25 protein-coding genes are annotated in these 26,993 nt (G+C 64.4%); 7 read left to right on the top strand and 18 right to left on the bottom strand.

Annotated elements, in window-relative coordinates; translation table 11 throughout:
* Positions 1–101 precede the first annotated feature (101 nt).
* From JWS14_RS45030 to JWS14_RS45110, 17 genes are all read right to left on the bottom strand, one after another.
* On the bottom strand, positions 102–485 hold the full coding sequence (locus tag JWS14_RS45030) for an ArsR/SmtB family transcription factor (RefSeq protein ID WP_206016713.1): 384 nt from the start codon (positions 483–485) through the stop codon (positions 102–104).
* The gene (locus JWS14_RS45035) at positions 482–1,753 is read right to left on the bottom strand and encodes an MFS transporter (RefSeq protein ID WP_206016714.1); all 1,272 of its coding nucleotides are present in this window, start codon (positions 1,751–1,753) and stop codon (positions 482–484) included. The genes JWS14_RS45030 and JWS14_RS45035 overlap by 4 nt, the downstream gene beginning before the upstream one ends.
* Positions 1,750–3,840: an acetate--CoA ligase family protein gene (locus tag JWS14_RS45040; RefSeq protein ID WP_206016715.1), complete on the bottom strand. Its 2,091-nt coding sequence runs from the start codon at positions 3,838–3,840 to the stop codon at positions 1,750–1,752. Before JWS14_RS45040 ends, JWS14_RS45035 begins: the two co-directional genes overlap by 4 nt.
* Positions 3,837–4,649, bottom strand: coding sequence for an enoyl-CoA hydratase/isomerase family protein (locus tag JWS14_RS45045; protein WP_206016716.1), 813 nt, complete (start codon positions 4,647–4,649; stop codon positions 3,837–3,839). Before JWS14_RS45045 ends, JWS14_RS45040 begins: the two co-directional genes overlap by 4 nt.
* Before the next feature lie 21 nt (positions 4,650–4,670).
* Positions 4,671–6,284 carry a monocarboxylate uptake permease MctP gene (gene mctP / locus JWS14_RS45050; protein ID WP_061043332.1) on the bottom strand — a complete coding sequence of 538 codons (1,614 nt, stop codon included), beginning with the start codon at positions 6,282–6,284 and terminating at the stop codon, positions 4,671–4,673.
* Positions 6,281–6,481 (bottom strand): DUF3311 domain-containing protein, encoded by a 201-nt coding sequence (locus JWS14_RS45055; RefSeq protein ID WP_241031809.1) that lies wholly within the window; start codon positions 6,479–6,481, stop codon positions 6,281–6,283. The genes mctP and JWS14_RS45055 overlap by 4 nt, the downstream gene beginning before the upstream one ends.
* A 233-nt stretch (positions 6,482–6,714) precedes the next feature.
* Positions 6,715–6,933 (bottom strand): hypothetical protein, encoded by a 219-nt coding sequence (locus tag JWS14_RS45060; protein ID WP_206016718.1) that lies wholly within the window; start codon positions 6,931–6,933, stop codon positions 6,715–6,717.
* Between the two features lie 65 nt (positions 6,934–6,998).
* A complete protein-coding gene (locus tag JWS14_RS45065; protein WP_206016719.1) occupies positions 6,999–8,105 on the bottom strand; it encodes an enoyl-CoA hydratase/isomerase family protein in 1,107 nt (368 codons plus the stop codon).
* The gene (locus tag JWS14_RS45070; protein WP_206016720.1) at positions 8,098–9,645 is read right to left on the bottom strand and encodes a CoA-acylating methylmalonate-semialdehyde dehydrogenase; all 1,548 of its coding nucleotides are present in this window, start codon (positions 9,643–9,645) and stop codon (positions 8,098–8,100) included. Before JWS14_RS45070 ends, JWS14_RS45065 begins: the two co-directional genes overlap by 8 nt.
* 25 nt (positions 9,646–9,670) lie before the next feature.
* Positions 9,671–10,831: an iron-containing alcohol dehydrogenase gene (locus JWS14_RS45075; RefSeq protein WP_206016721.1), complete on the bottom strand. Its 1,161-nt coding sequence runs from the start codon at positions 10,829–10,831 to the stop codon at positions 9,671–9,673.
* 17 nt (positions 10,832–10,848) lie between these two features.
* On the bottom strand, positions 10,849–11,670 hold the full coding sequence (locus JWS14_RS45080) for an enoyl-CoA hydratase (protein WP_206016722.1): 822 nt from the start codon (positions 11,668–11,670) through the stop codon (positions 10,849–10,851).
* Positions 11,671–11,729: 59 nt separating this feature from the next.
* Complete coding sequence (locus JWS14_RS45085; protein ID WP_206016723.1) at positions 11,730–12,713, bottom strand: NADPH:quinone oxidoreductase family protein; 984 nt, start codon at positions 12,711–12,713, stop codon at positions 11,730–11,732.
* A 44-nt stretch (positions 12,714–12,757) separates the two neighbouring features.
* On the bottom strand, positions 12,758–14,026 hold the full coding sequence (gene ccrA, locus JWS14_RS45090) for a crotonyl-CoA carboxylase/reductase (protein WP_420855179.1): 1,269 nt from the start codon (positions 14,024–14,026) through the stop codon (positions 12,758–12,760).
* Positions 14,027–14,212: 186 nt separating this feature from the next.
* Positions 14,213–15,040, bottom strand: coding sequence for an enoyl-CoA hydratase/isomerase family protein (locus JWS14_RS45095; RefSeq protein WP_061043339.1), 828 nt, complete (start codon positions 15,038–15,040; stop codon positions 14,213–14,215).
* Positions 15,037–16,629: an AMP-binding protein gene (locus JWS14_RS45100; protein WP_061043340.1), complete on the bottom strand. Its 1,593-nt coding sequence runs from the start codon at positions 16,627–16,629 to the stop codon at positions 15,037–15,039. The genes JWS14_RS45095 and JWS14_RS45100 overlap by 4 nt, the downstream gene beginning before the upstream one ends.
* Positions 16,630–16,631: 2 nt before the next feature.
* Entirely contained in the window at positions 16,632–17,201 is a 570-nt protein-coding gene (locus tag JWS14_RS45105; RefSeq protein WP_061043341.1) for an OsmC family protein, read from the bottom strand.
* A gap of 55 nt (positions 17,202–17,256) precedes the next feature.
* A complete protein-coding gene (locus tag JWS14_RS45110) occupies positions 17,257–18,633 on the bottom strand; it encodes an MFS transporter (protein WP_206016725.1) in 1,377 nt (458 codons plus the stop codon).
* Positions 18,634–18,984: 351 nt separating this feature from the next.
* Here JWS14_RS45110 and JWS14_RS45115 point away from each other — a divergent pair, with 351 nt between their 5' ends.
* A complete protein-coding gene (locus JWS14_RS45115; protein WP_061043342.1) occupies positions 18,985–19,272 on the top strand; it encodes an ArsR/SmtB family transcription factor in 288 nt (95 codons plus the stop codon).
* A 52-nt stretch (positions 19,273–19,324) separates the two neighbouring features.
* Complete coding sequence (locus JWS14_RS45120; protein WP_206016726.1) at positions 19,325–19,717, top strand: OsmC family protein; 393 nt, start codon at positions 19,325–19,327, stop codon at positions 19,715–19,717.
* Positions 19,718–19,734: 17 nt separating this feature from the next.
* Here the strand turns inward: JWS14_RS45120 and JWS14_RS45125 are convergent, their stop codons facing one another.
* The gene (locus tag JWS14_RS45125) at positions 19,735–20,628 is read right to left on the bottom strand and encodes a LysR family transcriptional regulator (protein WP_061043344.1); all 894 of its coding nucleotides are present in this window, start codon (positions 20,626–20,628) and stop codon (positions 19,735–19,737) included.
* A gap of 982 nt (positions 20,629–21,610) precedes the next feature.
* Here JWS14_RS45125 and JWS14_RS45130 point away from each other — a divergent pair.
* Genes JWS14_RS45130 through JWS14_RS45150 form a run of 5 tightly spaced genes read left to right on the top strand, consistent with a single transcriptional unit; the run spans position 21,611 to position 26,939 of the window.
* A complete protein-coding gene (locus JWS14_RS45130; RefSeq protein WP_061043345.1) occupies positions 21,611–22,447 on the top strand; it encodes a phosphoenolpyruvate hydrolase family protein in 837 nt (278 codons plus the stop codon).
* Positions 22,448–22,492: 45 nt separating this feature from the next.
* A complete protein-coding gene (locus tag JWS14_RS45135) occupies positions 22,493–23,302 on the top strand; it encodes an SDR family NAD(P)-dependent oxidoreductase (RefSeq protein ID WP_061043346.1) in 810 nt (269 codons plus the stop codon).
* Positions 23,303–23,315: 13 nt separating this feature from the next.
* The gene (locus JWS14_RS45140) at positions 23,316–24,575 is read left to right on the top strand and encodes a Tm-1-like ATP-binding domain-containing protein (protein ID WP_206016727.1); all 1,260 of its coding nucleotides are present in this window, start codon (positions 23,316–23,318) and stop codon (positions 24,573–24,575) included.
* On the top strand, positions 24,568–25,587 hold the full coding sequence (locus tag JWS14_RS45145) for a Gfo/Idh/MocA family protein (RefSeq protein ID WP_061043348.1): 1,020 nt from the start codon (positions 24,568–24,570) through the stop codon (positions 25,585–25,587). The genes JWS14_RS45140 and JWS14_RS45145 overlap by 8 nt, the downstream gene beginning before the upstream one ends.
* Positions 25,588–25,598: 11 nt before the next feature.
* Positions 25,599–26,939, top strand: a complete 1,341-nt coding sequence (locus JWS14_RS45150; protein ID WP_061043349.1) for an MFS transporter — start codon at positions 25,599–25,601, stop codon at positions 26,937–26,939.
* The last annotated feature ends 54 nt before the right edge of the window (positions 26,940–26,993 follow it).

Raw genomic sequence — 26,993 nt, forward strand, 5'->3', positions numbered from 1 at the left:
GGAATCGATTGTTTTGGTTAGTTTTCGGTGCTCGAGTCTCAGCCGGTTATTGATGTCGAGTAACTGCATCGGAGTAGGCGGCGGCAGAGGATGAGCGGGATTCATTGTCGCCCCTGTTCTGCAGAGGAGGCCTGCGGTTCCCCATCGTCTGATGCTCGAATTCTCGGCAGTGCTTGCAGGGCCCGTTGTGAGGTGTCACGATCGACGGAGGCGGCCAGGAGTTCGGTGAAGTGACGCAGTGCTTCTCGTTCGAAACGTACATATCGGCGTCGTCCGTCGATGGCGACGGTCACCAATCCTGCTTCGGTGAGCATCTTCACGTGGTAGGAGACGGTGGATGCACCGACATCTGCGTGGTCTACGAGGTGCGTACACGAAATCTCCCGCATTCGAGCGATGATGGTAAGCAGGTGCAGTCGCACGGGGTCTGCGAGGATGCGGGCGATGCGGGCGATTTCGTCTGGGAGGTGGGATTCTGAGCTCATTCGCCGTTCTCCGTCGGCAGGGACGTTGTGATGTCGCGGTCCGCCCGAATGAGGAGCGCCATTGCGGCTGCCCCGATGACCGGCCCCAGCGCGAGAGTCAGCAGTGCGGCAGACCAGGACCAGTGCTCGACCAAGACCGGAACCAGCCACAGGGTGAGGGTTGTCGTGAGGTAGCCGAGTGCGAGTTGGATCGAGACCGCACCGCCGACGTAGACCGGGTCTGCGCGTTCGGTCACTAGCGCCGAGAATTGTGCGGAGTCGGCGATGACCCAGAATCCCCAGAACACACAAACAGTGAGCACGATCGGTAGCGGTGCGGTGTCGAGGATACTCAGCCCGATTGCTGCGGTTCCCGAGCAGATAAGGCAGATCAGTGCCGATTGCGCGCGGCCATATCGGTCGCTGAGACGGCCGCCGACGAAGCACCCGATTGCGCCGGCACCGATGCAGGCGAAGGAGAGTGCGGACCCCGTCGCGTCGGGGTGGGGGCGGGTGGCGATGGCAGGAAGGGTGGCGAGGAATGCCCCGACCCAGGCCCACATGGCGTAGAGCTCCCACATGTGGCCCATGTAGCCGATGTTGGCGAGAGCGACGTGTTTGTTCCGGAGGCTGGTGATTGTGGCGGTGAGGCTGAACGGCTGCCGGGGAAATGGGTACGGGCCGGAGGTGCGCAGTAGCAGGATCAGGCCGCCACCCGCCGCAGTCATGATGGTGGTGGCGGTGATGACGTGCTGCCACTGCACATCTCCGAACGAGTTGACCAGGTGGGGCAGCGCCGACCCGAGTGTGAGTGCGCCGATCATGACTCCGAGTGCGGTGCCGCGCCCGGTTCGGAACCAGGTGGATACTTCTTTCAGTGCCGGCGGATATACCGCGGCGAGGAAGATGCCGGTGAGTAGCCGCAGAGGTATGGCGGCGGCGAGGCCATCGGCGAAGAGTAGGCCGAGGTTGGCGAGGGCGGCGCCGACGGCGCCGCAGGAGATCAGGATGCGGCCGGGTACGGCGTCGGCCAGGCCGGTGGCGGCGGAGGTGACCGCGCCGATGACGAAGCCGAACTGGACGGCGATGGTCAGCAATGACGATCCTGCGGTGGACAAGTTCCAGACCGCCACCAGCTGTGGGACCACGAACGACGCCGAGAACCACACGCTCATCGACAGGAATGTGCTGATGGCGATCAGTGTGAGCGCCGTTGCGGGGCGTTGCGCTGGCGCAGCGGCCGGTGTGTGCGCGGGCGCTGGTTGGAGCTCGGCGTCGTATGGGCTCACTGCAGGTCGCCTCCCGGGTTCTTGGCGTGGCGGGTCAGCCACCGGACACCACCGAGAGCGTCGATCGCGCGGTCCACCGAATCGAAGAGGGCGACCTTGGCTGCGGCGGCGACGGGGCGTAGCTGCCGGATCAGCTCGTCCTGGTTCTGGTCGAATCCACTGCGCAGGACCAGCGCGAGGGGGATGCCACCGCGCTCGGCGTTGACGAGGTCCTCGGTCAGCGACCGCACCAGCTTGTTTCCGGGCTCGATGGCCTGCAGATCGAACACGGTGCCGAGATCGAGGAACGCGCAGATCGCGTCGATCGAGTCGTCGGTGGCGACGGCGGAGACGATGGAGCCGGTGAAGCTCCCGGTCTCGTCGAATAGGGACCAGATCGGTATGTCGATCGGATTCGACAAGCTGGTTCCCGGGGCCTCGAACGGCGTGAGGCGTTCGCGTGTGGATTCGGCGAACGGTGCCATCTTCAGGTTCCACCGGTCTGCACGGTCGGAGCCGACCACGGCGACGCCACCGCCGCTGCCGACCAGGGCAAGGTTGTCCCCGTCGAGTGTGGGGACGAATTGTAGCGCCGTGAGGACGTCGAGCAGCTGGTCGAGGTCGTCGACCAGTAGCACTCCCGCCTGGCGTGCGGCGTCCTCGAGAAGCTGTGGGTCGCTGGCGAGGGCGCCAGTGTGCGAGGCGGCGGCGGCGCCGCCCGCCGCGGTGCGGCCGCCCTTGAGTAGGACCACGGGTTTGGTCATCGTGCGAGCGAGTCGGAAGAAGTCGCCGGCCCACCGGTCGTCCTCGAGGTAAAAGGCGGCGGCGTGTGTTCGGGGATCGGCTTCGCAGAAGGCCAGGAGCTCGGCGGGACTGACATCGTCACAGTTGCCCACTGAGCTGACGAAGCTGAATTGAAGACCGAGCTCTGTTCCGCGCCGCAGGATGTCGCCGGCGTAGGTGCCGGACTGCGACACCACCGCGAGGTGCCCCTCGGTCGTGCTGGACGCGTCGGTGCCGATCATGGTCATCCGCTCGTACGGTGTGTAGTGGCCGATGCAGTTGGGCCCGAGAACCCGTAGGTCGCTGGTGTTGAGGATGTCGTTGAACGGCGGGGTGTCGGCGGTGAGGATGTGTGCGGTGCGTGTGCCGCGTGCGGCGAGTGCCCGCAGCGTGTCGGGCACCGCCGCGGCCGGCAATGCGAGGACCGCGCGGTCGATGTTCTGGGGGAGTGTGTCGATATCCGGAACGGTCGGGACACCGTAGATGCTGGTGTTCTTGCTGCTGATCGGGAGGATTTGGCCGGTGTAGCCGAAGTCGACGAGGCTGCGTACCGCGCGGAAACCCATCTTCCGTTCGTCGGCGGAGGCGCCGACGATCGCCACCGATCGCGGGTAGATGGCCGGCCGCAGGGCCTCATAGCTGACAGACGGATCGGGGACCGAATGTATGTGGCATTCGGTGACATCGAGTGCGTTGGCTCGGGCGTCGACGGCGACGATGCGATCGGAGGTGATGACGACGGGGTTGAAGTCGACCTCAGTGACGTCCTCGTTGAGCAGCAGCCCGGAAGGTCCGCCTACGGCGACGAGCATCTCGATGACGTCGTCGAGGCGCTGCGGGAATCGCTTCTCGATGACCCGTCCGAGTCGGGTGCTCGACACCATCCGCCGGGCCTCGACGGTATCGATCGGGGCAAGGGCGAACACGACGTCGTCGAGGATTTCGATGTCGACGCCACCGTGGCCGAACATCACGACGGGACCGAAGCCGGGTGCGTCGAGACCGCCGACGACGGCTTCGAGACCGGCGTCCACCATCGCCTCGACAGTGACGCCGCGGACCGTGGCCCCCATGGCGCGCTGCGTCTCGAGGAGCTCCTCGGTGCGGCGGCGGGTTTCTTCCGGAGCCACCCCGAGCAGAACACCACCGGCCTTGCTTTTGTGGACGACGTTGTCGGCGACGACTTTTACGGCTACGGGACGGCCGATTGCTTCTGCGATCTGGCCGGCCTCGATCCCGTTGGTGGCGAAGGTGACCGCGTTGGCGGCGACACCGTAGCGGATGGCAAGGTCGCGGATGATGTCTTCGCGGAGTCGTTGGGTCATCGGTCTGCTCCCGCCTTCTCGAGCTTGTCCTGCAGATCGGTGGGTGCATTCGGGTACTGCGGAGGCCGCTTCTGCAGGAAGGACTGCACACCTTCGTCTCCGTCGGGCAGGTCACGGACCACTGCGGCGAGAAGCGGCTCGAGTGCGTTGCCGGCGTCGAGTCCGTTGTGCAGGGTCACCCGCAGCCCGGTCTTGATCGCCCGCACCACGGCGGGTGATACTTCTGCGATCTGATGTGCGAGCGTCAGTGCGCGGGCGAGAGTGTCAGCCGGGTCGCATACTTCGCTGACGAATCCGGATTCGCGGGCGGCGTCGGCGGCGACTGGTGCGGCGGTGGCCAGCATTTTGAAGGCGACCGGGTAGGTCACGATGTCCAGCAGGCGGCTCAACTGCCCGCCGACGGGGACCAGGCCGATTCGGGCGCCGACAGCGCAGAATTTCGCATTGTGGCCGGCGATCCGGATGTCGCAGTTGAGTGCGAGGATGAATCCGGCGGCATAGGCTGCGCCGTTCACGGCCGCGATGACGGGGGTGCCGAGGTCGGCGGGCAGGGTGAAGGCGGCATTGGCCTCGGGGTTACCTGCTGTCTCCGGGTTGTGCAGGACTTCCTGCAGATCGTGTCCGGACGAGAAGGTGTTGGCGTCACCGGTGATCACGATGGCCCGGACGGATGTGGTCTGATCGGCGTCGAGCAGTAGCTTCCGCAGTTGTGGGGCCATGTCGCCGCTGAATGCGTTGCGCTTGGCGGGGTTTGCGATGGTGAGAATCCGGACTGGACCGTCGTCGGTCCGGTTGATGGTGGCAGTCATGGAAATCGGCACTCCTGAAGGTCAGTGGGCGGCGGGGGCGTTTGCGACGGCACCGGCGTTCGTGCCGGGTGCGGTCGATTCGGGTGATATCGGTGCGGTGGTGTTGATCTGCCGGGTACGGCGCAGTGTCGAGGTGATGCCGCTCCAGATGAGCGTCACGACGAGGTTCAGGATCAGCGCGGAGATGGCGATGTACATCGGCGAGGACAGGAAGAACGGGGCCGCCGTCGAGCCGCCGAAGTGACTGGCCTTGGGGGATGAGACGTTGTAGGCGGCGATCGTGCCGTAGGCAATACCGACTGCCCACCCTGCCAGCAGTGCCCGCTTGTCGGCGAAGCGTTCGGTGAACAGGCCGAGCAGCACCGTGGGGATGGTCTGCAGAATCCAGATACCGCCGAGCAACTGGAAATTGAGGGCGAACTGGCTGTCGAGGGTCAGGACGAACACCAGCGCCCCGAGCTTGACCAGTACGGACACTACCTTGGAGATCTCGGTTTCCCGGCGGCTGGTGGTTTCGGAGCGGGAGAACTGGCGGATGATGTTCCGGCTGACCAGGTTCCCGGCGCCGATGGCCATGATCGCGGCCGGTACAAGGGCGCTCATCGCGATCGCGGCGTATGCGACGCCGACGAACCAGGAGGGGAACATCTCTTGTAGCAACTGTGGCACGGCGAACTGCGGATTGCCGTTGAGGGGTTTGATTCCGGCTGCCAGGGCCATTATGCCGAGTAACGCCACGAAGCCGAGGAGCACTGTGTAGATCGGGAGGACGGACATGTTTCGGCGTACCGTGCGGGCGCCGCGGGCGGCGAAGACACCGGTGATGGCATGCGGGTACAGGAAGAACGCCATGCCGGAGCCGAGCGCGAGGGTCATGTAGACGCTGGCGTTGACGCTGATCGTCGCCGCTTCCGGGTCGGGGGAGTTGGTGCGTTCGGCGATTGCGGCGCCGGCGTCGGCGAAGATCTGCCCGAAGCCGCCGAGTTTGATCGGGATGACGATGACGGCGACGATGACCACGATGTAGGTCAGCCCGTCCTTGAGGAACGCGATCAGTGCCGGCGCGCGGATACCCGAGGAGTAGGTGTATGCCGCGAGGACTCCGAACGCGATGAACAGGGGGAGGTCGCGCACGATCCAGCTGGCGGTCGGGCCCGCTTGGATACCCATGGATGCGAAGACGACCTCGAGGCCGACGAGCTGCAGTGCGAGGTAGGGCAGGGTGGCCAGCAGTCCGGTGAGGGTGATCGCCAGGCCGAGGGCTTGTGATTTGAAGCGGTCGTTGACGAAGTCGGTCAGCGTCACATAGCCCTTCTTGTGGGCCAGCCGAACTAGACGGGGCAGGAATAGGAAGCCCAGCGAGTAGAGGACGACCGCGTTGGGCACCGCGTAGAAGCCGAAGGCGCCGATGCTGAAGATCGCTGCGGGTACAGCGATCAAGGTGTAGGCGGAGTACAGGTCTCCGCCGAGAAGAAACCAGGTGATGAATCCGCCGAAGCCGCGGCCGCCGAGGGCCCATTCGTCGAGTTGGTGTTCGTTCTTGGCTCGGCGCCATCGGCTGGCGACGAAGCCCATTCCGGTAACCAGTACGAACAGGACCATGAACACACCGAAGGTGACGCCGTTGAAGGTCATTGTGCGTCCCTGATTTCAGGTTCGTTGCGGAAGGCGATGTAGTAGGTGGCGCCACATCCGCAGGCGGCGGCGATCGCCATGGTCATCTGGAACCAGTAGAAGAATGGCAATCCGCCGAGGGTTGGTTCGGTGTGCTGATACAGCGGAACGGACAGTGCGAGCGCGACCGGTGTGGCTACGAGGATCGTGCAGATCACGCGTTTGGTCCATGACAAGGTCGGTCGAGGGTTGTCCGGAGGGGTGCTGGGCGGAGGCGCAGGAATCATTTTGATACTCCTAAATCTATCGAAGTATTGGTTGTGAGAATCAGATCACATCGGCGGTCGCTGGGTCAACGCCCAAGTTCTCGACACCGAATATGCCCAACAAATGATCGAAAATATGGTGGGACAACCACATTCGGTGTCGCGGTTCCCGCGAAGTTGGGGAGTCACGATCGCGGACTGTCGTCGTCGACGTAGCAGGACAACGGGCGCGCCCACACGCAGCACAGCACCCCACCGGCGAGCAGGGAAGGGCCGCACATCAAGGCCACCGTGCGGAGAGTGAGGTCGACGGCTGGCCAGTGTCCGGAGGTGGGATCCTCCACTCGGACGAGGACAAGCGTCAGAACTCCGGCCAGGACGAGTCCCGCACCAGCGGTAACCACGTGGATCACTCTGGGGGACATCGCCGCATCCCCCCAGAGCACGCATCCCGCGGCGTCCCAGCAGGTTACGGTAGACGGTGCCATACGCTCGACCCACCGGCGTCGAACCCGCCGAACAGCGATTCTCCCCAAACGGGGGATCGATCCTTGTCGGCCAAACCCGCACGGACGCCTTCGACGAAGTCGGGCGTGCGGGCGAGATGGGTGGCGACGTCCAGCTCCATCTTCAAACAGCGCAGCAGGTTCCGTTGTTTGCCCGCGGTCAACACCGCGAACGTCACCTCCAAGCTCTGCGGGGACGCCGAATCGAGTACCGCGAGAGTGTCCCGTGACCATGAGCTGTGATGATCACGCAGGCGGGAGTGGATCTCGGACACGTTCGGTGCGCCGAAGCACCAATCGATCTCGCATCGGTGTTCGGCCAACCGGCTGGTGGTAGTCGGGGCTGCGGGAGGCAGTGAGCGCAGCACCTCATCGATCGGCGTCTGCGGGTTTTCCTCCAGCGCTGACACCACGAGGGCCACGTCGGTAACCCGGTGCGTGGCCAGCCCTGTGTACACGGCATCGGCAGCATCGAGACGGTAGCCCGTCAACCCGAGGTACATCCCGAGCGCACCCGGAAGTCGGGACAGGAAATAGCTACCGCCGACATCCGGGAAGAACCCAATCGCGGTTTCGGGCATCGCCAGCACCGCCTTGTCACTGACGACACGGAACGCACCATGCACGGACAATCCCATTCCGCCGCCCATGCAGACCCCGTCGATCAGTGAGACCAAGGGGGTCGTGAGTTCCGCGATCCGGGCGTTGAGGCGGTACTCGGAGGCGAAGAAGTCGTCGCTGTCGCCGTATGCACCGGCGACAGTGTTCTGGCGGATCTGACGTATGTCACCACCGGCGCAGAACGCCTTCGGGCTCGAACTCTCCAGAACCACAGCGGTCCCCGGATTCTCTTCCCACTCGTCGAGGGCGCGATGGAGCTGAGTGATCATCGATGTGGTCAGCGCGTTCAACGCCTTCGGGCGATTGAGAACGATTCGAGCGACCGGACCCTGGTGGTGGAACCGGATCTCGTCGGCGTCGTCGGGGACGATGGTGCTTTGCTCGGGCTGAACTGTGGTGCGCTCATGCGTGAGGGTGTATCCGCACCGCCCGAATCGGACCTCACTCATGGGTGGGCATGGAGAAGTCGGTGCGGGTCTGGGTGTCGTTGGGCCAGCGGGTGGTGGCGGTCTTGTTGCGGGTGTAGAACCGCACGCCTTCGGGTCCGTGGATGTGGTGGTCACCGAAAAGGGACCGTTTCCAGCCGCCGAAGGAGTGGAAGGCCATCGGCACCGGGATCGGGACGTTGATGCCGACCATGCCGGCCTTGACCTGGTGGAGGTAGGTGCGGGCGGTGTTGCCGTCGGCGGTGAAGATGGCGGTGCCGTTACCGAATTCATGATCGTTGACCAACTGGAGGGCCTTCTCGAAGGATTCGGCGCGCACGATGGACAGGACCGGTCCGAAGATCTCCTCGAGGTAGATACGCATGGTCGGGGTGACGTCGTCGAAGAGGGTGCCGCCGAGGAAGAACCCCTCCGCCCCAGTTGCCGGGATGTTCTGCCGTCCGTCGACGACGAGTTCGGCGCCTTCCTCGACGCCGAGGTCGATGTAGGAGGCGACCTTGTCGCGGTGCACCCCGGTCACCAGCGGGCCCATCTCCACGTCGGGGTCGGTACCGGGGCCGACCTTCAGATCGGCGAGAGCGGCGACGAGACGATCGCGCAGCGCGTTGGCGGTGTCCTCGCCGACCGGGACGGCGACGGAGATGGCCATGCAGCGTTCACCGGCGGAGCCGTAGGCGGCGCCCATGAGGGCGGAGACGGCCTGGTCGAGGTCGGCGTCGGGCATGATCACCATGTGGTTCTTCGCGCCGCCGAGGGCCTGGACGCGTTTGCCCTGCGCGGAGGCGGTGGTGTGGATGTACTCCGCGATCGGGGTGGAGCCGACGAAGCTGATCGCCTCGACATGATCGTGGGTCAGGAGGGCGTCGACCGCGACCTTGTCGCCGTGCACGACGTTGAACACCCCGTCCGGCAGGCCGGCCTCGGTCAGCAGCTTCGCGAGTTCGACGCTGAGGGTGGGGTCCTTCTCTGAGGGCTTCATCACGAACGTGTTCCCACAGGCGAGGGCGACGGGGAACATCCACATCGGGACCATGGCGGGGAAGTTGAACGGGGAGATGCCGGCGACGACGCCGAGGGGCTGGCGGAAGGTGACTCCGTCGACGGCGCGGCCGACGTTCTCGGAGAACTCACCCTTGAGTTGCTGCGGGATGCCGCAGGCGAATTCGACGACCTCGAGGCCGCGGGTCACTTCACCCTTGGCGTCGGAGTGCACTTTGCCGTGCTCGGCGGTGATGATGGCGGCGAGCCGGTCTGAGTGCTGTTCGACGAGGTCGCGGAATCGGAACAGGATGCGGGACCGGATGTGCGCGGGGGTGGCCGACCAGGCGGGGAAGGACGCGGCGGCGGCGGCGACCGCGGCATCGACATCGGCGGTGGTGGCCATGGCCACGCGGCCCGTGATCTGCCCGGTGGCGGGGTTGTAGACGTCGGCGCGGGTTGCGGCGGCGCGGGCGTCGATGTGGCCGGCGATGTAGTGGTCGATGTCGACGGGCGCAGCGGAGGTGGCGGTGTCTGTCGCCGGGGTGGGAATGGTGGCAGTCATGTGAAGGGTTCTCCTGAAAGGGTTTTCAGCCGTAGATCTGGGCGTAGAGGTCGCGGATCTCGGCATCGGTCGGGACCAGCGGGTTGTTGTTCGGTGACCCGGAGCCCAGGGCCTGTTCGGCCATGAGCGGGATCAGTTCGTCCCAGCGGGCCTTGTCGATGCCGTATGCCTTGGGCGTGGGCACAGCCACGTCGCGGCACAGCTCGCGCAGCGCGTCGACGAGGTTGTTCGAGGCGGTGGTGTTGTCGTCGCCGGTGGTGGCGACTCCGAGGGCGCGGGCGCAGTCGGCGTACCGGGATTCCGCGGCGCGGACCGAGAACGCCGTGACAGCGGGGAAGAGCATGGCATTCGATAGTCCGTGAGCGACGTGGAAGTGGGCGCCGATCGGCCGGCTCATCCCGTGCACCAGGGCGACGGAGGAGTTGGAGAACGCGATCCCGGCTTGGGTTGCGGCGAGCATCATCTGCTCACGGGCCTCGGCGTCACTACCGTCGGTGTAGGCGCGGCGCAGGACCCGGCCGATCGTGCCGATCGCGGTCAGGGCGAGGCTGTCGGCGAAGGGGTTCGCCTTCTTGCTGACGTACGCCTCGATGGCATGGGTGAGGGCGTCGACGCCGGTGTCGGCGGTCAGCCGGGGCGGCATCGACACGGTCAGCTCGTAGTCGATGACCGCGGCGATCGGCAGGAACGCCAGGCCCGGGCAGAGCATCTTCTCGTCGGAGACGCTGTCGGTGATGACGGTGAACTGGGTTGCCTCCGAGCCGCTTCCGGCGGTGGTAGGAACGGCGATGACCGGCAGGGCCGGCCCGGTGTTGTTGCGGGGGGCCTTGTAGTCGCGCATCTGCCCGCCCTGGCGGCCGAGGATTCCCAGGGCCTTGGCGGTGTCCATCGGGCTGCCGCCGCCGAACCCGATGACCGAGTCGGATTCGTGCTCGGCGATCGCGGCCAGTCCGGCGTCGAGGGAGTCGGTCGTCGGATCCGGGACGGTGTCGGCGAACAGGCGCGGCGACAGACCGGCGGATTCGAGGGTCTTGATCATCTGCTCGGCGGCGCCGGTGCCGACGAGGAACGAATCGGTGACCACCAGCGGGCGGGTGAGCCCGAGGCTCGAGACCACCTCGCCGATCTCGGCGACGGCGCCGCCGCCAATCCGCATAATCCGCGGGAGTGCGATTGGTGAAGCCATGTGCAGATCTCGCTTTCTCAACGGTTGGTGAAGGACGGCTTGCGCTTGTCAAGGAAGGCGGTCATGCCTTCGGTCTGGCCGTCGGTGGCGAAGGCGGCGTGGAACAGGCGACGCTCGAACCGCAGGCCCTCTGCCAGGGGGGTCTCGAAGGCGGAGTTCACGGCCTCTTTGGCCATCAGGACCGAGGGTCGGGAGAATCCCGCGATCTGCTGCGCGATGGCGATTGCCTCGTCGATGAGGGTGTCGGCGGGGACAATGCGGGCGACGAGGCCGATCTTCTCCGCTTCCTCGGCGTCGATGGTGCGGCCGGTCAACACCATGTCCATGGCCTTGGACTTGCCGACCGCCCGGGTCAGGCGTTGGGTGCCGCCGGCGCCGGGAAGGATCCCGATGGTGATTTCGGGCTGACCGAATTTGGCGGTGTCCGCGGCGATGATCAGGTCGCAGCTCATCGCGAGTTCCGCTCCGCCACCGAGGGCGTATCCGGCGACCGCGGCGATGATGGGCTTACGGGTGGTCGAGGCGCGTTCCCAGCTGGCGGTGATGAAGTCCTCGAGGTAGACGTCGGTGAACGACTTCGGCTGCATCTCGGCGATATCGGCGCCCGCCGCGAAGGCCTTGGCACTGCCGGTCAATACAACGGCACCGATGCTGTCGTCGGCCTCGGTGGCATCGAGCGCGTGGGTCAGTTCGATGGTGAGAGCATCACATAGGGCGTTGAGCGCCTTCGGGCGGTCGAGCGTGATCAGCGCTACCTGACCGCGGCGTTCGACGCGGAGGTGTTCGTACTCGTCCCAGTTGCCGTCGAACGACGGGGCTTCTTCGGCCATGGAGGTCATATGCCGCACTCCTGTTTCTTTTGTTTCTTTGTGGTCTCTGCGATGGGTGACGGACGACGTCAGACGGTGATGACTGTCTTTCCTTGGGTGCGTCCGTGGGCGAGCTGGTCGAGGGCTGTGGGTACATCTTCGAGGCCTAATCGGGCGGTGATCAGCGGATCAATCAGGCCGGCGGCGGCCATCTCGAAGATGGCTGCTTGGGCGATGTGTACGAGGTCCGGTCGGTGTTTGCGGTACAACGACCAGTGCAGGCCGGCGATTGTGTAGTTCTTCACTAACGCGTGGTTGAGGTGCGGACGTGGAATGTAGCCGCTGGCGAATCCGATGACCACGATGCGTCCTTCGAAGGCAATGTATTTCGTTGCCTGCTCGTAGGCCTTGCCGCCGACCGAGTCGAACACGATGTCGGCGCCGGCCGGTGCGGCTGCCTTCACCTGCTCGATCACGTTGCCGTCGGATCGGTCGATGACCACGTCGGCTCCGAGACGGGAGGCGGTAGCGGCTTTGTCTGCACCGGACACGATCGCAATCACGGTCGCGCCTGCCGCTCGGGCGACCTGCACGGCTGCCGAGCCGACACCACCCGCAGCGGCGGTGATCACGATGGTGTCACCGGCCTTGATCGACGCCCGTCGGTGCAGGCCCAGCCAAGCGGTCAGATAGGTCAGATTCAAGGTTGCCGCGACACTGTCGTCGATGGCGCGGGGAACGATGTAGACCTCGTCCGCGTTCAGCAGGGCAACGTCGGCGAAGCCGCCATGAGGGAGGATTGGCTGGCCGACGACCCGCGAGGCGAGCAACATGGGGTCGACTCCGCCACCGATGTCGTCCACCCAGCCGCACACCTCGAGGCCCGGGGTGAACGGCGGATCCGGCTTCTGTTGATACTCGCCCCGGCACAGCAGAACGTCGGCGAAGTTACACGAGGTGGCGGCCACTCGAAGCCGCACCTGCCCGTGGCCGGGGGTGGGTACGGTTGCCGCTTCCAGACGGAGGACGGACGAGGGCTCACCGTACTGACGGACTTTCCATGCTCGGGACATTTTGTGCACCTTTGCTTGTGGTTCTGCTGTGCCGTTGCGGGTAGTCAGGCTCGGCGACCCTCGTCGGGGGATGTGGCACCGATGAGGTGGACCGTGTTGCCGAAGACCTCCTCGCCGCGGCCCATCTGGGCGTGGGAGAGCGGAATGTCGGCCATGGGCAGGACGCGGCCGACGACCGGGTCGATCCTCCCGTCGACGACCAGCTGGTTGTAGGCGATCGCCTGGGCGTCGTTGGTGCCGTGCGAGCCCTGCAGTCGCTTCTGGCGGGTCCAGTGGTATCGCAGGTCCACCATGGCGTCGAAGCCGGTGGTTCCGGCGCAGATGGCGACCATGCCGCCCGGTTGGCACACGAAGATGCTGGTCGGAATGGTTGAGGCGCCGGGGTGCTCGAACACGATCGCCGGGTCTTCTCGGTTGCCGGCGATTTCCCAGATCTTCTTGCCGAACGCGCGGGCGCTGGCGGTCCACATCTTCTGGCCTTTGGCGTCGTCGACCAACGGCGGGATTCCCCAGTGATCGAATTCGCGGCGGTTGATGTAGCCGATGGCCCCGTACTTCATCGCGTAGGAGCCGCGTTCGTCGTCCGATACCACGGCAACCGCCCGGCCGCCGGCTTCGCGGACGAGCTGGCAGGCCTGGGTTCCGAGTCCGCCGGAGCCACCCCACACCAACACCAGGTCGCCCTCGGTGACGGTGTTCCCCTGCCAGCCGTGCAGCATCCGGTAGGCGGTCGTGCCGACCAGGGTGGGTGCAGCCGCTTCGGCCCAGCTCAGGTGTGCCGCTTTGGGGAGTATTTGGTGTGCTTGAGCGCGGGCGAACTGCCCGAACGAGCCGTAGTTGGTGTCGTAGCCCCAGATCTTCGCACTGGGTGCGATCATCTGGTCGCGTCCGGAGGTGATCCACGGGTCGTCCTCGTCCCACACTCCCGGATGGACGACGACCTCGTCGCCGATGCTGATGCCGCTGACCCCTTCACCGACGGCGTAGACGATGCCCGAGGCGTCCGACCCGCCGACGTGGAAGTCCTCGGTCTCGCCCCGTCGCTGCCGAGTGGCGACCTGATCTACCGGGTAGCCGCGGGCTGCCCAGACGTTGTTGTAGTTGACGCCGGCCGCCATCACGGCGATCAGCACTTCACCGGTACCGAGCTGCGGGGTGTCGACGACCTCGTGGACGAACGCGGTGGCGGGATCGCCGTACCGCTCCGGGCGCACGACCTGCGCGTGCATGCTCTTGGGAACCACGCCGAGTGGGGGCAGCGTTCCCGGCTCCACCGCGTCGGTGGTTGGGTCGGCAACGGACTGGCGCTCCATCAGTTCGGTCACGATCATCTCCTATATATTCATATTCGTAGAATCATCAAACTATTGATCGGGTGCTATCTCCCCCGACCCCCCGACCCCCCGGCCCCTTCAATCGGAGAGGCGCGTCGGCGGGGATCAGATTTCGGACACCGGTTGCGTGAGAAGAGAGTTCTCGCGCAACCGGCGCCGGAACTGTTACTGCTCGACGGCGCCGTACCGTTCGTCCCGCCACGCCAGGGCGGCCCCGAGTCCCTTGGACGCGACGAGCTCGGTGAACTCGGCACGCTCGGGAGTTTCGGCCGAGTTCAACACCGCGGCGATATCGAGATTCGACTCGACCGCGCTGGTCAGCCCCATCGCGTCGTAGGCACGAGTGATGGCCCGCTTGGTGTACCGGAGGATCGACAGGGGAGTGAGTGCGATCTTGCGGGCGAGGACGTCGACGGTCTTGTCCAGGTCGGCCTTGCTGACCACACGGTTGACCATCCCGAGCGTTGCAGCTCGTTCGGCGTCGATGATGTCTCCGGTGTAGAGCAATTCGTTGGTTGCCTTCTGCCCGAGCAGGAACGGCATCAACAGCGTCACAGGCCCGGAGCCGAACCGGATCTCAGGCTCACCGAACTGGGCGTCGTCGGCCGCGATGATCAGATCGCACGCCATCGCCAGTTCGCAGCCACCGGCCAGACACCACCCGGAGACAGCGGCGATGACCGGCTTCTTCAGTCGCCACACCTGCATCGACAGCCCGATGTTGTTGGTCAGGCCGGCATGCCACTGTTCGGCGGTCGAGACACCCATCTCCACTTCCTGGGCGATGTCGTAGCCGACGCTGAACGACTTCTCGCCGCCCTGCAGGACGACGACCTTGATCGCCGGGTCGGCTTCCGCGGCGGTCAGGGCCTGCGACAGTTCCTGCATCAGTTCGACCGACAGCGCGTTGAGTTTCTTCGGCCGGTTGATGGTCAGCCAGGCGACTTCTCCGCGGTACTCGGTACGGACGAGATCGTCAGTGGATGTGGTCATGCTATTGCCTCGCTTCGCAATTCGATTTCGGAGTCCGACTGCGTCCGCAGACGGGCCTTGTCGACCTTGCCCACGGCGGTCCGGGGCAATGCGTCGACGACGATGAACTGGTCGGGAATCCACCATCGGGGGAATCGCTCACCGACGTGCGCGCGAAGCGCGGCGTCGATGTCCCCGGTGGCGTTGTCGGCGGCCACGATGTAGGCGAGCGGCCGCTCGATCCATCGCGGATGTGCCATCGCCACGATGGCGGCCGACGACACGGCCGGATGGGTGCACAGGTATTGCTCGAGTTCGGCGGTCGCGATCCACTCGCCCCCGGACTTGATCAGGTCCTTCTCCCGGTCGTGCAGCCGCAAACGGCCTTGCTGGTCGATCGAGGCGATGTCGCCGGTGTCGAACCAGTTCCTGCTGCCGTCCCGTACTCCCACGATGAATGGCCCCCGTACCTGCAGCTTGCCCATGGTCGGCTCTGAGCCGTCCTGAGCGAACTCTCCAGTGTCGACACGTAGCTCCACCAGGGGAATGGGGACTCCGGCCGAGGTCGTGGGTTCGAGGCGTTCGTAGGTGCTGCACGCCATGGTCTCGGTCATGCCCCAAGCCGTGCTGACGGTGGCACCGAGAACGGTCGCCACCGCGTCCACGACGGGCTGCGGGACGGCAGTGCCACCACTGAAGACCTCCCGCAGACGGTTCGGCCGCGGTGCGTGCCCGGCGGCGACGGCCGCGCATACGTCGTGCCAGACCGTTGGGACCGCGGCAGCGGCGGTGACGGACTCCTCGCTGAGGATCGTGGCCACGCGGTCCGCAGCGAGGTCACCGCCGCAGAGGACCAGCGACGCTCCGGTCAGCGCGCAGGTCAGAGGCAGCCCCCATCCGTTCACGTGGAAGAACGGTGCCAGTGGAAGGACCCGGTCGGAGCTGTGCAGCCCCGAGGCGGCGGTGGTGGCCTGGCTGAGGGTGTGCAGCATGACCGCGCGGTGGCTGACCGTGTAAATCTTTGGCCGCCCGGTCGTTCCGCTGGTATGGAACAGGTACGCGGTAGTGTTCTCATCCTCCACCGCAGCCGGCGCCGACAGGGTCGCGTCTGCCTCGGTCAGGTCGCGGTAGCGGACGACCGTGTCCGCGTGCTCGGTCCAGTCGCGCTCGCCGACGACGATCAGGGGTACCCCGGCCTGGCGCAATACGCCCAGGACCGACCGGACGTTCCGACCCAGGACCGGGTGGTCCACCATCTCCCCGTCGACCACCACGGCGGCCGGTCGGGGAGACATGGCCTGGTCGATGAGGAGCTCAACGCTCAGGCGTGCGTTGAGGCTGTTGACGGCGGCGCCGAGAAGGGGCACGCCGAGCATGACCTCGAAGTGCTCGAGAGTGTTGAACGCGAGTACCGCGACCGTGTGCCCTGGCCCGATGCCCAGCTCTGCGTGCGCACCGGCGGCCAGACGCTGCGCTCGCGCCGCCACATCGGGGAAGGACCAACGTGTGGTCGGCGACCCGCTGGCTTCTCCTGCGACGCTCACGACCTCCGACTGCGGATGAATGTTGCTCATTCGCCACAGCAGATGGTCGACGGTCAGGGGAAACATGGCTACTTCACCAGGGTGGTGACGACCTGCACCGGGTTGGCGAGGGTGTCCCGAATCGGTGAACGCTTCTGCACAGCGTCGGTAAGCTCCTGCAGCTGCGCGGTCGAGGCGTTCGGGGACTCGGCGTGCACGCTAATCCGGATCTCCTGGGCGCCGGGGCGGACGCTGTCGTCGAGATTGAGGAAGCCCTGGAGATCGAAATCGGTCTGCATCTCCAGTCGCAGCGAGGACAGTTCGATGCCCCGCACGGCCGCGTTGGTGGCGTAGGTGACCGCGTAGCAGCCGGCGAGCGCCTGGAGCACGTACTCGGCGGGGCTGGCAGCCTTGTCCGTGCCCAGCAAAGCCGCCGGCTCGTCGGACTCGAGGACGTACGACGCCTCCCGGCTGCTCACCAGCTCACCGTTCTGGTGCAGCTCGCCCGTGGTCGAACGCTGATGGCAGCCGTCGAGCCACTCGGATCCGAGTGAGAACGTCACCTGGGCGAGTGCGGGGGTCTCGCGGACCGCGTCGATCGTGGAGTGGAGGGCCTGCTTGTCGACACCGTTGATGGTGGCTGAGGAGGTGCTGGTCATGAGGTATTGCCTTTCGTTTCGTGTGAGCGTGCGCGGGCGTCGAAGGATGCCTTCGCTAGGCGTTTGAGGGAGCAGGGGAGTGGTTGTCGACCGCAGCAGTTCTTTTCGGTGAGCTGTGGGGATCGAGATCGATGTCCTTTTTGTTGGTCTCCGGTGCGAGGTAGGCGCAGACCGCGGTGATGACGCTGAGGACGGTGAAGTACCCGACCACCAGCCACGGGCTTCCGTTTCCGACTGCGAGTAGTGATGTGGCGATCAGAGGTGAGAAGCCGCCGGCGAACACCGAGCCGATTTGATAGCCGACTGATGCGCCGCTGTATCGCACTCCGGTGGAGAACATTTCGGAGAAGAAGGCCGCTTGCGGGCCGTACATCGCGTCGTGGAAGAAGTTTAATCCGATCACCATGGCGAGGGTGATCAGGACCGGGTTCCCGGTGTCGGCCAGGAGGAAGAACGGGCCGATGAACAGTGCGCTGGTAACGGCGCCGAATAGATATAGGGGGCGTCGGCCGAATCTGTCGGACAGTGCTGCCCAGATCGGTACGGAAAAGAGGCCTATCGCTGACGCGATCAGGACGGAGTTCAAGCCGACGCTGGTCGCTGTGCCCAAACTTCGGGCGATGTAGGCGATGCCGAACACCGTGTAGAGGTAGTAGATCGCGTTCTGTGACAGTCGCATTCCGGTTGTCAGGTACACCGCCCGTCGTTCGTGGCGGAACAGCTCGACGACGGGCCTTTCGGCGATGGTGTCGTTCTTCTTCATGTCGGCGAACTTTTCGGGTTCCGACAATCCGATGCGGATTAGTAGGCCGATGAAGACCAGCAGGCCGCTGATGAGGAAGGGGATGCGCCAGCCCCAGGCGAGGAAGGTTGCGTCGTCGAGAACGGTGCGAGCGATGCTGAACGCTCCGACGGCAAGCAGCATGCCGGCGGAGACGCCGATCTGGGTGAAGCTCCCGTAGAAGCCGCGGCGGTTCGGTGGCGCCGACTCCACGGATATCAGCGCTGCGCCGCCCCATTCGCCGCCGACGCCGAATCCCTGTGCGAGACGGAGAACGAGCAGGAGGATCGGTGCCCAGATGCCGATTGAGGAGTGGGTGGGTAGGACGCCGATGAGGGTGGTGCTCGCTCCCATGATCAGCAGCGACGCCACCAGCATCGCCTTACGTCCCACCCGGTCACCGATGTGGCCGGCGACGATTCCGCCGATGGGGCGGGCGAGGAAGCCCACCGCGTAGGTACCGAACGCTGCGATGAGTCCGATCGCGGGGCTGACGTCCGGGAAGAAGAGGGGGCTGAATACCAGGGCTGCGGCGGTGCCGTACAGAAAGAAGTCGTACCACTCGATCGTGGTGCCGACGAAACTGCCGAGCGCAACCATTCTCGGAGAGTTAGGTTTTCGGGTACCCGACGGCGCGTTCGATGAGCTCATAGCCGGGGTCTCCTCTCGGGAGGTGGGTCGCCGCTGAGGTTGCGGTGACGTGTCGAAGGGTGTGGCGGGTGTACGGGTCCGGGTCGTCGCCGGCCGCGACCCGTAGTGGATTTGGGCTTTGAGGGGACGGTCGAATCGTGGTTGTGACGCCCGACCCGCCATCTCTCTGGTGTGTCTCAAGTCTCAACTGGGGCAACCGGGGTGGCAATAACCAAAGCGTCGCGAGGCTCTGCAAATTTGCACAACGGCAGGTGGACGCGGGTATCCGCGGTTCGGCGCCATCAAATCAGGCGTCACGATATAGTTGGATTGTTGGCCATCAGTAGAAATATCGAAGGATTAGGAGTGCCCATGCTCCACGGCGCCGCCCCCACGCTCGACGAGTTGGTGGACGTCCTCAAAGCGCTGGCGGACCCTGTGCGGTTGGATCTGCTCAGGCGCATCGCGGCTGTCGACGAGATGGCCTGTACCGACCTGGTCGAGGAATCCCACGTGTCTGCCTCCACCGTCTCGTATCACGTCAAAACGCTGAGGACCGCCGGCCTGGTGCAGGTGCGTAAGGAGGGGCGCAACTTCCACTACACATATCGGCCGGAGACTGCCCGGTCGCTGACGGCTGCGCTGAACAGTTTGGGATGAGCTCGTGGTGTACAGATCAACCGTCAGCGGTCGTGGGACAGGTGTGTATCACGTGGCGCACGGTGCGGATCCGGCGCGCCCGCTACGGTTCGACGGCGATCCCGCGTTCGGCGGCAAGGACCGGGCGCTTGGCCCCTTCGAACACCTTCTCGGAGCGCTCGGTGCCTGCTGCCAAATCACTGCCGATATCGTCGCGCGGTCACGGCGAGTGACGCTGGGGCAGGTCCGGACGACAATCGAGACGAGCTTCGACAACTCGGTGCTTGTGCGCGGCATGCCGGGAACTTCCCAGTTCAACACCCTCGACGTCGACGTTGCCGTGGAATCGTCACTCGGCACTGAAGAGCTCGGCGACCTTGGGCGTGAGGTGGAACGCCGCTGCCCAATTTTCCAGCTCTTCGTCGCGAGCGGCGTTCGGGTCAGCAGCTCGTGGACGCGGCTGTGAGGCGAAGGCGATAGCGGCTACCGAGCCAGGTGCAGTCCGCTGGCGTTCGCGACCAGCTTCTCGATGTGCTCGGACATGACGCGAACTCGAGCCAGACGCACCAGGTCGCGTGGAACGGAAATCCAGTAGCTGCGTTCAATCTTCGCCGTGATTTTCGTGAGTCGTTGCAGGCGAGGATTTCCATCAGCGATGAATGAAGGAAGCAATGCTATTCCCAGGTCCGCTTCTGCAGACTGGATGAATCCGGCGATGTTGTTGGTCTGAATCTGGGCTTGCGCGTTCGGCAGCAACTCGTACAGCAGATTGAACGTGCTGAAGTCGAGCGCTGTATCTACGTACCAGATCAAGACGTGGTTGTAGAGATCTTCTAACGTCTCTACCGGCGGGTGTGAGGCTAGGTAGTCATGCGACGCATAGAATCCCAGCGAGTAGTTGGCGAGTCTCTGAACTGTCACGGCGCGAGCTTGCGGACGCTCAATCGTGATAGCGAGGTCGAACTCCCGGGGGGTGAGTGACGCGTGTCTGTTCGCCGTGACAACTTCGACTATGAGGCCAGGATGCTGGCGTTGAATATCTCCGAGACCGGGCAGGAGCAAATACGCTCCGAATCCGTCAGGAGCAATAATGCGCACATGGCCGGTCAGGGATGGGCCCCGCGACAAGCAATCTTCCTGCGCTGCAAGCACAGCCGCTTCCACCATCTCGGCATGGACCAGCAGTTGGGCCCCGGCATCCGTCAATGTCCAGCCCTCAGACGTGCGATCGAACAAGCGATTCTCCACCGCTCGCTCAAGGCGAGTGATGTGGCGGCTGACCGTGGTGTGGTTGATCTGCAAGTGCTTGGCAGCCTCGGTGAGCCTGCCACGACGTGCGACTTCCAGAAAGAGTTTGAGATCATCAGCCGAGAACATTGGTTCACTCTAGTCAATTACGATGTGTCTCAACCAGGCCCAAACTACGTAGAGACTGCTATGGGACGTGAGAAACTGACCGAGGGACCCTGAAGGGTCGGAAGGCGCTCTTCATTCGGCCTTTGCACCGGCGCCGCAACAAAATACCCGGTAGACTTTCCCCGCTTCCTCACCCTTCGGCTACGCCGCGTGCAGCACTCGACGATGACGTTGGCACCGCTATCGGCGGGTCAGATGCCACCCCGGTCCGCCTCCGGGCATAGCAGGTACTCGCGTTCCCTTGAAGCTGGTGCTCGACTGACCAACCACGTCGCCCGATTGGTCGCGAGCATCGAATCCGACACCGACCGGTCGTTATCTCAGCGTCGGTGCCGATGCCGCCATATGGGGATGACGAAATCCCCAGGTCGTGTGCACTTGGATGAGATTCAGTCCGTCCTACCCGCCGAGATCCTCCACGCGAAGTTCACCGTCTCGTCGGTGGCCTTGGCGGGGTGGCGCGGTTGGATACTTCATCGCGACTTCCTTTCGTCCTGCGGGGATGCCGACGTGTGCGGTTTGCCATGCACGACGACCCGAAGGTCGGCGTGTCATACGGGGTGGGGTCATTGGCGACGAGTCGGCATGACGAATTGGTACGCCGGTGGGCTGCGTCTGGCTGCCCTCCGACACCGGGCTCATGCGAAGGTGCGGACTCCCGGTGCCGAAGCGCTCATCTGACGCGCGGTGTTGTGTCTTCCTCCGGCTGTCGTTCCGACGCCCGTAGCGCCTCGACCAGCGCACATGTGTCTCGGTGATGACGCATCTTCACCGCCAGGTGCTTCTGGGTCCCGGGCCCCAGTGTGGGTCGTCGAGGCGCTTCGGGTCTTGTGCAGAGCTCGTCTGCGGAGGTTGACAGCGAATGTCGACAGAGATACGTTGATATTCGACATAAATAAGTGATGGCGGTCACGCTATCCGAGGTTTGGAAAGGGCGGCCCAAATGTCGTTCACGCGAGAGCAGGTTGTCGACCGGCTACGCACTCAAGTCGGCCACCAGCGCCCGATCGTCGGCGCGGGGGCGGGCACCGGCATCTCGGCGAAGTTCATCGAACGAGGGGGAGCTGATCTCATCATCGTCTACAACTCCGGACGCTTCCGCATGGCAGGTCATAGCTCGATGTGTGGGCTTCTCCCGTTAGGCGACGCAAACGCGATCGTTCTGGAGATGGGTGAGCGTGAGGTTCTCCCGGTTGTGCACGAGACACCTGTCGTGGCGGGCGTGAACGGGACCGACCCGACCAGGGACATGCGTCGGCTGCTTAACCAGGTTGCGGCGGCGGGCTTTTCTGGCGTCAACAACTTCCCGACGGTGGGACTGTTCGACGGTCGTATCCGGGAGGAACTCGAGGCATCAGGTCTGGGTTTCGAGCGTGAGGTTGAGATGATCGACATCGCACACGACTTGGGCCTGTTCACCATCGTCTATGTCTTCACCCCGCAGGAGGCCGCGGCCATGGCAGCGGTAGGCGCCGACGCGGTAATCGCCCATATGGGGCTGACTGTGGGCGGCAGCATCGGCATGTCGACCGACGGCGCCTTTTCTCTCGAAGACGCCTGCGACCGGGTACAAGCGATCGGAGAGGCGGCACTCGCGATCAAGGACGACGTCATCGTTCTGTGCCATGGAGGGCCCATCGCAACACCCTCCGACGCCGAGTACGTGATGAAGCGAACGAACGCCGTGGGCTTCGTCGGCGCCTCCAGCATGGAACGACTTCCCGTCGAGGAAGCTCTGACCCAGACGACCAAGGCGTTCAAGGCAACAACGACCGCCTGAGGTCGGAAACTCCCTATCTCACTCACCACATCAAGAAGGACCACCATGATTGCCCACCTGCAAGACAACTTCGACTGGGCGGCCGTCGGCGACAAGCTCGCAAACACGGTCACGCTGGTCGTCGGAGGTGCCCGCGGAACGGGCAAGACCACTGCCGATAATCTTCTCCAACTGGGTGCCCGAGTCGCCATCTCGGACCTGAACAAAGAACGAGTCGATGCCGTTGCCGAAGAATTCAAGCACTACGGTGACCGATTCCTCGGCGTCGCAGGAGACGCCACCCGGACCGACGACGCCGAGCGGGTCGCCGCCCAGACCGTCGAAGAGTTCGGGGCGCTACACAATGTCGTGTACTCGGCTGGCGCCTACCGTGCCCAACGTCCCACCCTCGAAATAGGAACCGACGAATGGGACCTCATAATCGACTCTAATCTCAAGGGCGCCTTCGTCACCTACCAGGCGACCATCCCGCACATTGCTGGGGCCGGCGGTGGCGCGCTCGTGAGCATCTCGTCGCTCGCCGGGCGCACCTCCAGCCCCTTCCTTGGTTGCCACTACTCCGCTGCCAAAGCAGGAATTTTAGGGTTGACCAGGCACATCGCCAAAGAATTCGGCCCTCAGAACATTCGTGCAAACTCCATCTGCCCCGGCGGGATCGTCGGGGTACGCATGAACGACTTACTTGCGGATCTGCATCGTGAGGCAGATCTGGTGGAGCTGGCCAAGCAGACTCCGTTGGGACGCAACGTGTACGAGCAGGATGTCGTCGGGGCCACGCTGTTCCTTTTATCCGACCTGTCTCGGTTCATCACCGGTGCCACCCTGGACGTCAACGGCGGCATCCTCACCCTCTGAACAGGACCACACCGTGACCACAACAGTCGCCCTGATAGCGGCACTCGACACCAAAGCGGACGACGCCCGCTTCATTCGCGACCGCCTCCGTGAGCATGGGTTGCAGGTGCACCTCATCGATGTAGGAGTGCTCGACGTACCCCTTCTGCAGCCGGAAATCACCCGCGAGGAGGTGGCCGCCGCCGCCGGAACGGAGCTGGGCGCACTCAGGCGGCGGCACGATCGTTCGGCGGCTGTCGACGCCATGGGGATCGGCGCCCGACGAATCGTCGAAGAACTGGTCGCAGAACAAAAAATCGCGGGTTCATTCGCCCTCGGCGGCGGCGCAGGAACCACTATCGGATCGACCGTGATGCGGGATCTGCCGCTGGGCTTTCCCAAGGCAATCTTGTCCACTGTTGCTTCGGGAAACACCGCGAACTATGTCGGCACCTCGGACATTGTGATGTTCCCGTCGATTGTGGACATCGCCGGTCTCAACCGGATCAGCACAATGACCTATTCCCAAGCCGCTGATGCTTTCGCGGGCATGGTCAACGGCCTCAGTACCAGACCAAAGCCCACTCCGCTTCAGGACCGACCCCTCGTCGCCGCATCAATGTTCGGTGTCACCACGCCGACCGTGATGCGCGCCAAAAGGATTCTCGAGAACGCGGGATGTGAAGTTGTTGTCTTCCACGCAACGGGCGCCGGGGGCCGGGCGATGGAGCGCCTGATCGCGGAGGGCTACTTCGATGCAGTTCTCGACATCACCACCACTGAGTGGTCCGACGAGGTTGTCGGCGGCATTTTGTCCGCTGGCCCCACACGTCTCGAGAGCGCCGCTCTGCACGGCGTACCCCAAGTCGTGTCCCTCGGTGCCACCGACATGGTGAACTTCGGAGCACCAGACACGATTCCTGACGGATTCTCGAATCGTCTGCTCTACCACCACAACGCCGAGAACACACTCATGCGTGTCACCAGCAACGAAGCACGACAGATCGGCGAAGCGATCGGCAGAAAACTCAGCCTCGCCACTGGACCGTGCACACTTCTGATCCCCCTCCGCGGCACGTCGGCACTCGACGGCGACGGCGAACCCTTCAACTGCCCCGAGGCACGCCGAGATCTGTTCGACGCCGTGAAATCGTCCCTGACCGACTCAGCGGTGGCTGTGGTCGAAATCGACCAGCACATCAACGACGAGGCCTTCGCAAACTCTGCTGCCCGTCTACTCCTCGACTACCTCAACCACGTCCCCCACACAGCCCAAGCGAGTACCCATGTCTGAGAACAAGAAGCTCCGCGTAGCACTGATCGGCCCCGGCCGTATTGCGACAGCACATCTACCTGCCATTGTCTCCGCCAGCGACAGTGCCACTCTCGTCGCAGTGGCAGGCCTGCCACACGAGAAGGAACGCACCCTGGACCTGGCCACCCAATACGGAGCCGAGCGTGCGGTCCACGATGCTGAAGCGGTCATCCTCGCCGACGATATCGACGCGGTCGTCCTGACGGTCCCCAACCATGTGCACGCGTCACTGACCACGGCACTGGTCGAAAACGGCAAGCACGTACTCATCGAGAAGCCACTCGCCACCTCATTAGCAGACGCCGACATCATGATTGACGCCGCCAGGTCACATGACCGAGTGCTCATGGTCGGCCACTGCCGACGCTTCTTCGAGGGGGCGCAGACTGCCAAGAGGTCGGTTCCCGACCTCGGTCGGCCACTGACACTGTCTCACACGCTGGGTGTCTTCGCGGAGCATGTGGCAACGGAGTGGTGGAAGTCCGCCTCCAACGCCGGCGGGCTCGCACTGGGCCTCAACGGCCCCCATGTCATAGACACGATGCTGTGGCTTATCGGGAGCCGGCCCACGCGGGTGTATGCCCAGACTCGGCGCCTGCGCGATCTATGGGAGGGCGAGGACGAGGCCATGATGATGGTCGAATTCGAGGACGGCAGCTTGGCCTCCGGTCACATTTCGCTCAACACCCGAGTCCCTGTGAACGACAGACTCATCAACGGGCCAAAAGGCAGCATGCGGCTCACCGACGACCGGAACCTCTGGTTGAACAACACCCAAACGGTCACGGAAGAACTCACTCCCTACATCAACGGCGATTCCTCATTCAATAACCAATTCCGTGAGTTTGTCGACGCGATTCGTAAGGGCAGAGTCCCGCAGTCCTCGGCGGAGGAAGCACGGTCGGTGGTTGCCCTCATGGAAGCTGCGCACGTATCCCAAGCAACCGGGCAACCCGTCGACCTCGGCGCGTATCTGACGACCAGAACTTAAGGGAAACACCCATGTCCAGCAACAGTACGACCGTGAACCAGGTATCTCCGACATCGCGTCGAGGGCTCGCCCGCGTCGTCGCATCCAGCACGACCGGCATGGCGTTGGAAGCGTATGACTTTCTGCTGTACGGCTCAGCCGCTGCACTCGTATTCAACAAACTGTTCTTCCCGACCGAAGACCCGATCGTGGGCACGTTGCTTGCGTTCCTCAGCTACGCGCTGGGTTTCTTCGCTCGCCCCGTCGGTGGAATCGTGTTCGGCCACTTCGGAGACCGCATCGGACGCAAGCCGCTGCTGATTATCAGCCTGGTCCTGATGGGCGGCGCTACCTTCGCGATCGGACTCTTACCGACCTACGCGATGATCGGGGTGTGGGCTGCCGTCGCGCTCAGCGCGCTCCGGCTCATCCAGGGCTTTGCCCTGGGCGGAGAGTGGGGCGGGGCCATGCTCCTCGTCGCCGAGCGAGTTCCCGCACGGCGCCGCGGAGCGTGGACCAGCCTGCCCGAGGCAGGAATTCCGCTGGGCAACCTGATCGCAACCGGAGTTCTCGCCGTGCTTGCGGCCACACTCGATGACGACGCCTTCCTCGACTGGGGGTGGCGGATTCCCTTCCTGTTGTCGGCGGTGTTGCTGGTTGTGGGCTATTGGATCCGGTCGAAGGTAGAGGATGCCCCGTTGTTCGTGGAGGCCCACGAACGGGCCGAAAGCGCTGTGGCAGCGGAAGCGCCCGCCAGGACGGTTCTGCGCGAGCACCGCCGTGAGCTCGCCGCGTGTGCGAGTGCGCGCCTCACGGAGAACATCGTGTACTACGTTCTGACTGCTTTCATCCTCGTCTACGCCGTCGAGAGGAGTGGAGTAGACAAGGGCGTTGTGTTGAATGCTCTCGTCCTCGCCAACGTAGTCCAGCTCGTCGCGACGCCCTTCTTTGGTGCGCTGTCGGACAAACTTGGTCGCCGGCCCGTGCTGCTCGGCGGAGCGATTGGCACCGCGGGCTGGATCTGGGTCTTCTTTTGGCTCCTCGACACCGGGAACTCGGCACTGGTTTTTGTGGCCATGGTGGGTGGGCTGATCTTCCACTCTGCCCTGTACGGGCCGCAGGCAGCGTTCTTCGCCGAGCAGTTCCCCACCACGGTCCGCTATACGGGCATGTCGATCAGTGCCCAGGTCACGACGGTGATCGGTGGCGCTATCGCGCCGTTGATCGCCATTGCGTTGCTTGGCGCCTTCGATTCGTCGATCCCCGTGGCCATCTACGTCGCCACCGCTGCAGTGATCACTGTTATCGGAGTCGGTCTGGCGAGGGAATCGCACCGCCGGGACCTCGCGACGATGCGCGACACCACGAATTGACGCCCGGCGGTTGGGTAGACGGGCGCCACGAACGCTGAGCGGGGACAGCTTGTG

Origin of the sequence: Rhodococcus koreensis (assembly GCF_017068375.1) — a bacterium.
In the GTDB taxonomy this organism is placed as follows: domain Bacteria; phylum Actinomycetota; class Actinomycetes; order Mycobacteriales; family Mycobacteriaceae; genus Rhodococcus_F; species Rhodococcus_F koreensis.

Excerpts from the sequence above, each read along its gene's own strand:
- JWS14_RS45105 (WP_061043341.1), bottom strand. The coding sequence starts at position 17,201 with ATGACCAGCACCTCCTCAGCCACCATCAACGGTGTCGACAAGCAGGCC.
- ccrA (WP_420855179.1), bottom strand. The coding sequence starts at position 14,026 with ATGGAGCGCCAGTCCGTTGCCGACCCAACCACCGACGCGGTGGAGCCG.
- JWS14_RS45045 (WP_206016716.1), bottom strand. The coding sequence starts at position 4,649 with ATGACTGCCACCATCAACCGGACCGACGACGGTCCAGTCCGGATTCTC.
- JWS14_RS45100 (WP_061043340.1), bottom strand. The coding sequence starts at position 16,629 with ATGTTTCCCCTGACCGTCGACCATCTGCTGTGGCGAATGAGCAACATT.
- JWS14_RS45070 (WP_206016720.1), bottom strand. The coding sequence starts at position 9,645 with ATGACTGCCACCATTCCCACCCCGGCGACAGACACCGCCACCTCCGCT.
- JWS14_RS45080 (WP_206016722.1), bottom strand. The coding sequence starts at position 11,670 with ATGACCTCCATGGCCGAAGAAGCCCCGTCGTTCGACGGCAACTGGGAC.
- JWS14_RS45110 (WP_206016725.1), bottom strand. The coding sequence starts at position 18,633 with ATGAGCTCATCGAACGCGCCGTCGGGTACCCGAAAACCTAACTCTCCG.
- JWS14_RS45030 (WP_206016713.1), bottom strand. The coding sequence starts at position 485 with ATGAGCTCAGAATCCCACCTCCCAGACGAAATCGCCCGCATCGCCCGC.
- JWS14_RS45150 (WP_061043349.1), top strand. The coding sequence starts at position 25,599 with ATGTCCAGCAACAGTACGACCGTGAACCAGGTATCTCCGACATCGCGT.
- JWS14_RS45085 (WP_206016723.1), bottom strand. The coding sequence starts at position 12,713 with ATGTCCCGAGCATGGAAAGTCCGTCAGTACGGTGAGCCCTCGTCCGTC.
- JWS14_RS45130 (WP_061043345.1), top strand. The coding sequence starts at position 21,611 with ATGTCGTTCACGCGAGAGCAGGTTGTCGACCGGCTACGCACTCAAGTC.
- JWS14_RS45115 (WP_061043342.1), top strand. The coding sequence starts at position 18,985 with ATGCTCCACGGCGCCGCCCCCACGCTCGACGAGTTGGTGGACGTCCTC.
- JWS14_RS45125 (WP_061043344.1), bottom strand. The coding sequence starts at position 20,628 with ATGTTCTCGGCTGATGATCTCAAACTCTTTCTGGAAGTCGCACGTCGT.
- mctP (WP_061043332.1), bottom strand. The coding sequence starts at position 6,284 with ATGACCTTCAACGGCGTCACCTTCGGTGTGTTCATGGTCCTGTTCGTA.
- JWS14_RS45040 (WP_206016715.1), bottom strand. The coding sequence starts at position 3,840 with ATGACCCAACGACTCCGCGAAGACATCATCCGCGACCTTGCCATCCGC.
- JWS14_RS45095 (WP_061043339.1), bottom strand. The coding sequence starts at position 15,040 with ATGACCACATCCACTGACGATCTCGTCCGTACCGAGTACCGCGGAGAA.
- JWS14_RS45075 (WP_206016721.1), bottom strand. The coding sequence starts at position 10,831 with ATGGCTTCACCAATCGCACTCCCGCGGATTATGCGGATTGGCGGCGGC.
- JWS14_RS45145 (WP_061043348.1), top strand. The coding sequence starts at position 24,568 with ATGTCTGAGAACAAGAAGCTCCGCGTAGCACTGATCGGCCCCGGCCGT.
- JWS14_RS45135 (WP_061043346.1), top strand. The coding sequence starts at position 22,493 with ATGATTGCCCACCTGCAAGACAACTTCGACTGGGCGGCCGTCGGCGAC.
- JWS14_RS45065 (WP_206016719.1), bottom strand. The coding sequence starts at position 8,105 with ATGAGTGAGGTCCGATTCGGGCGGTGCGGATACACCCTCACGCATGAG.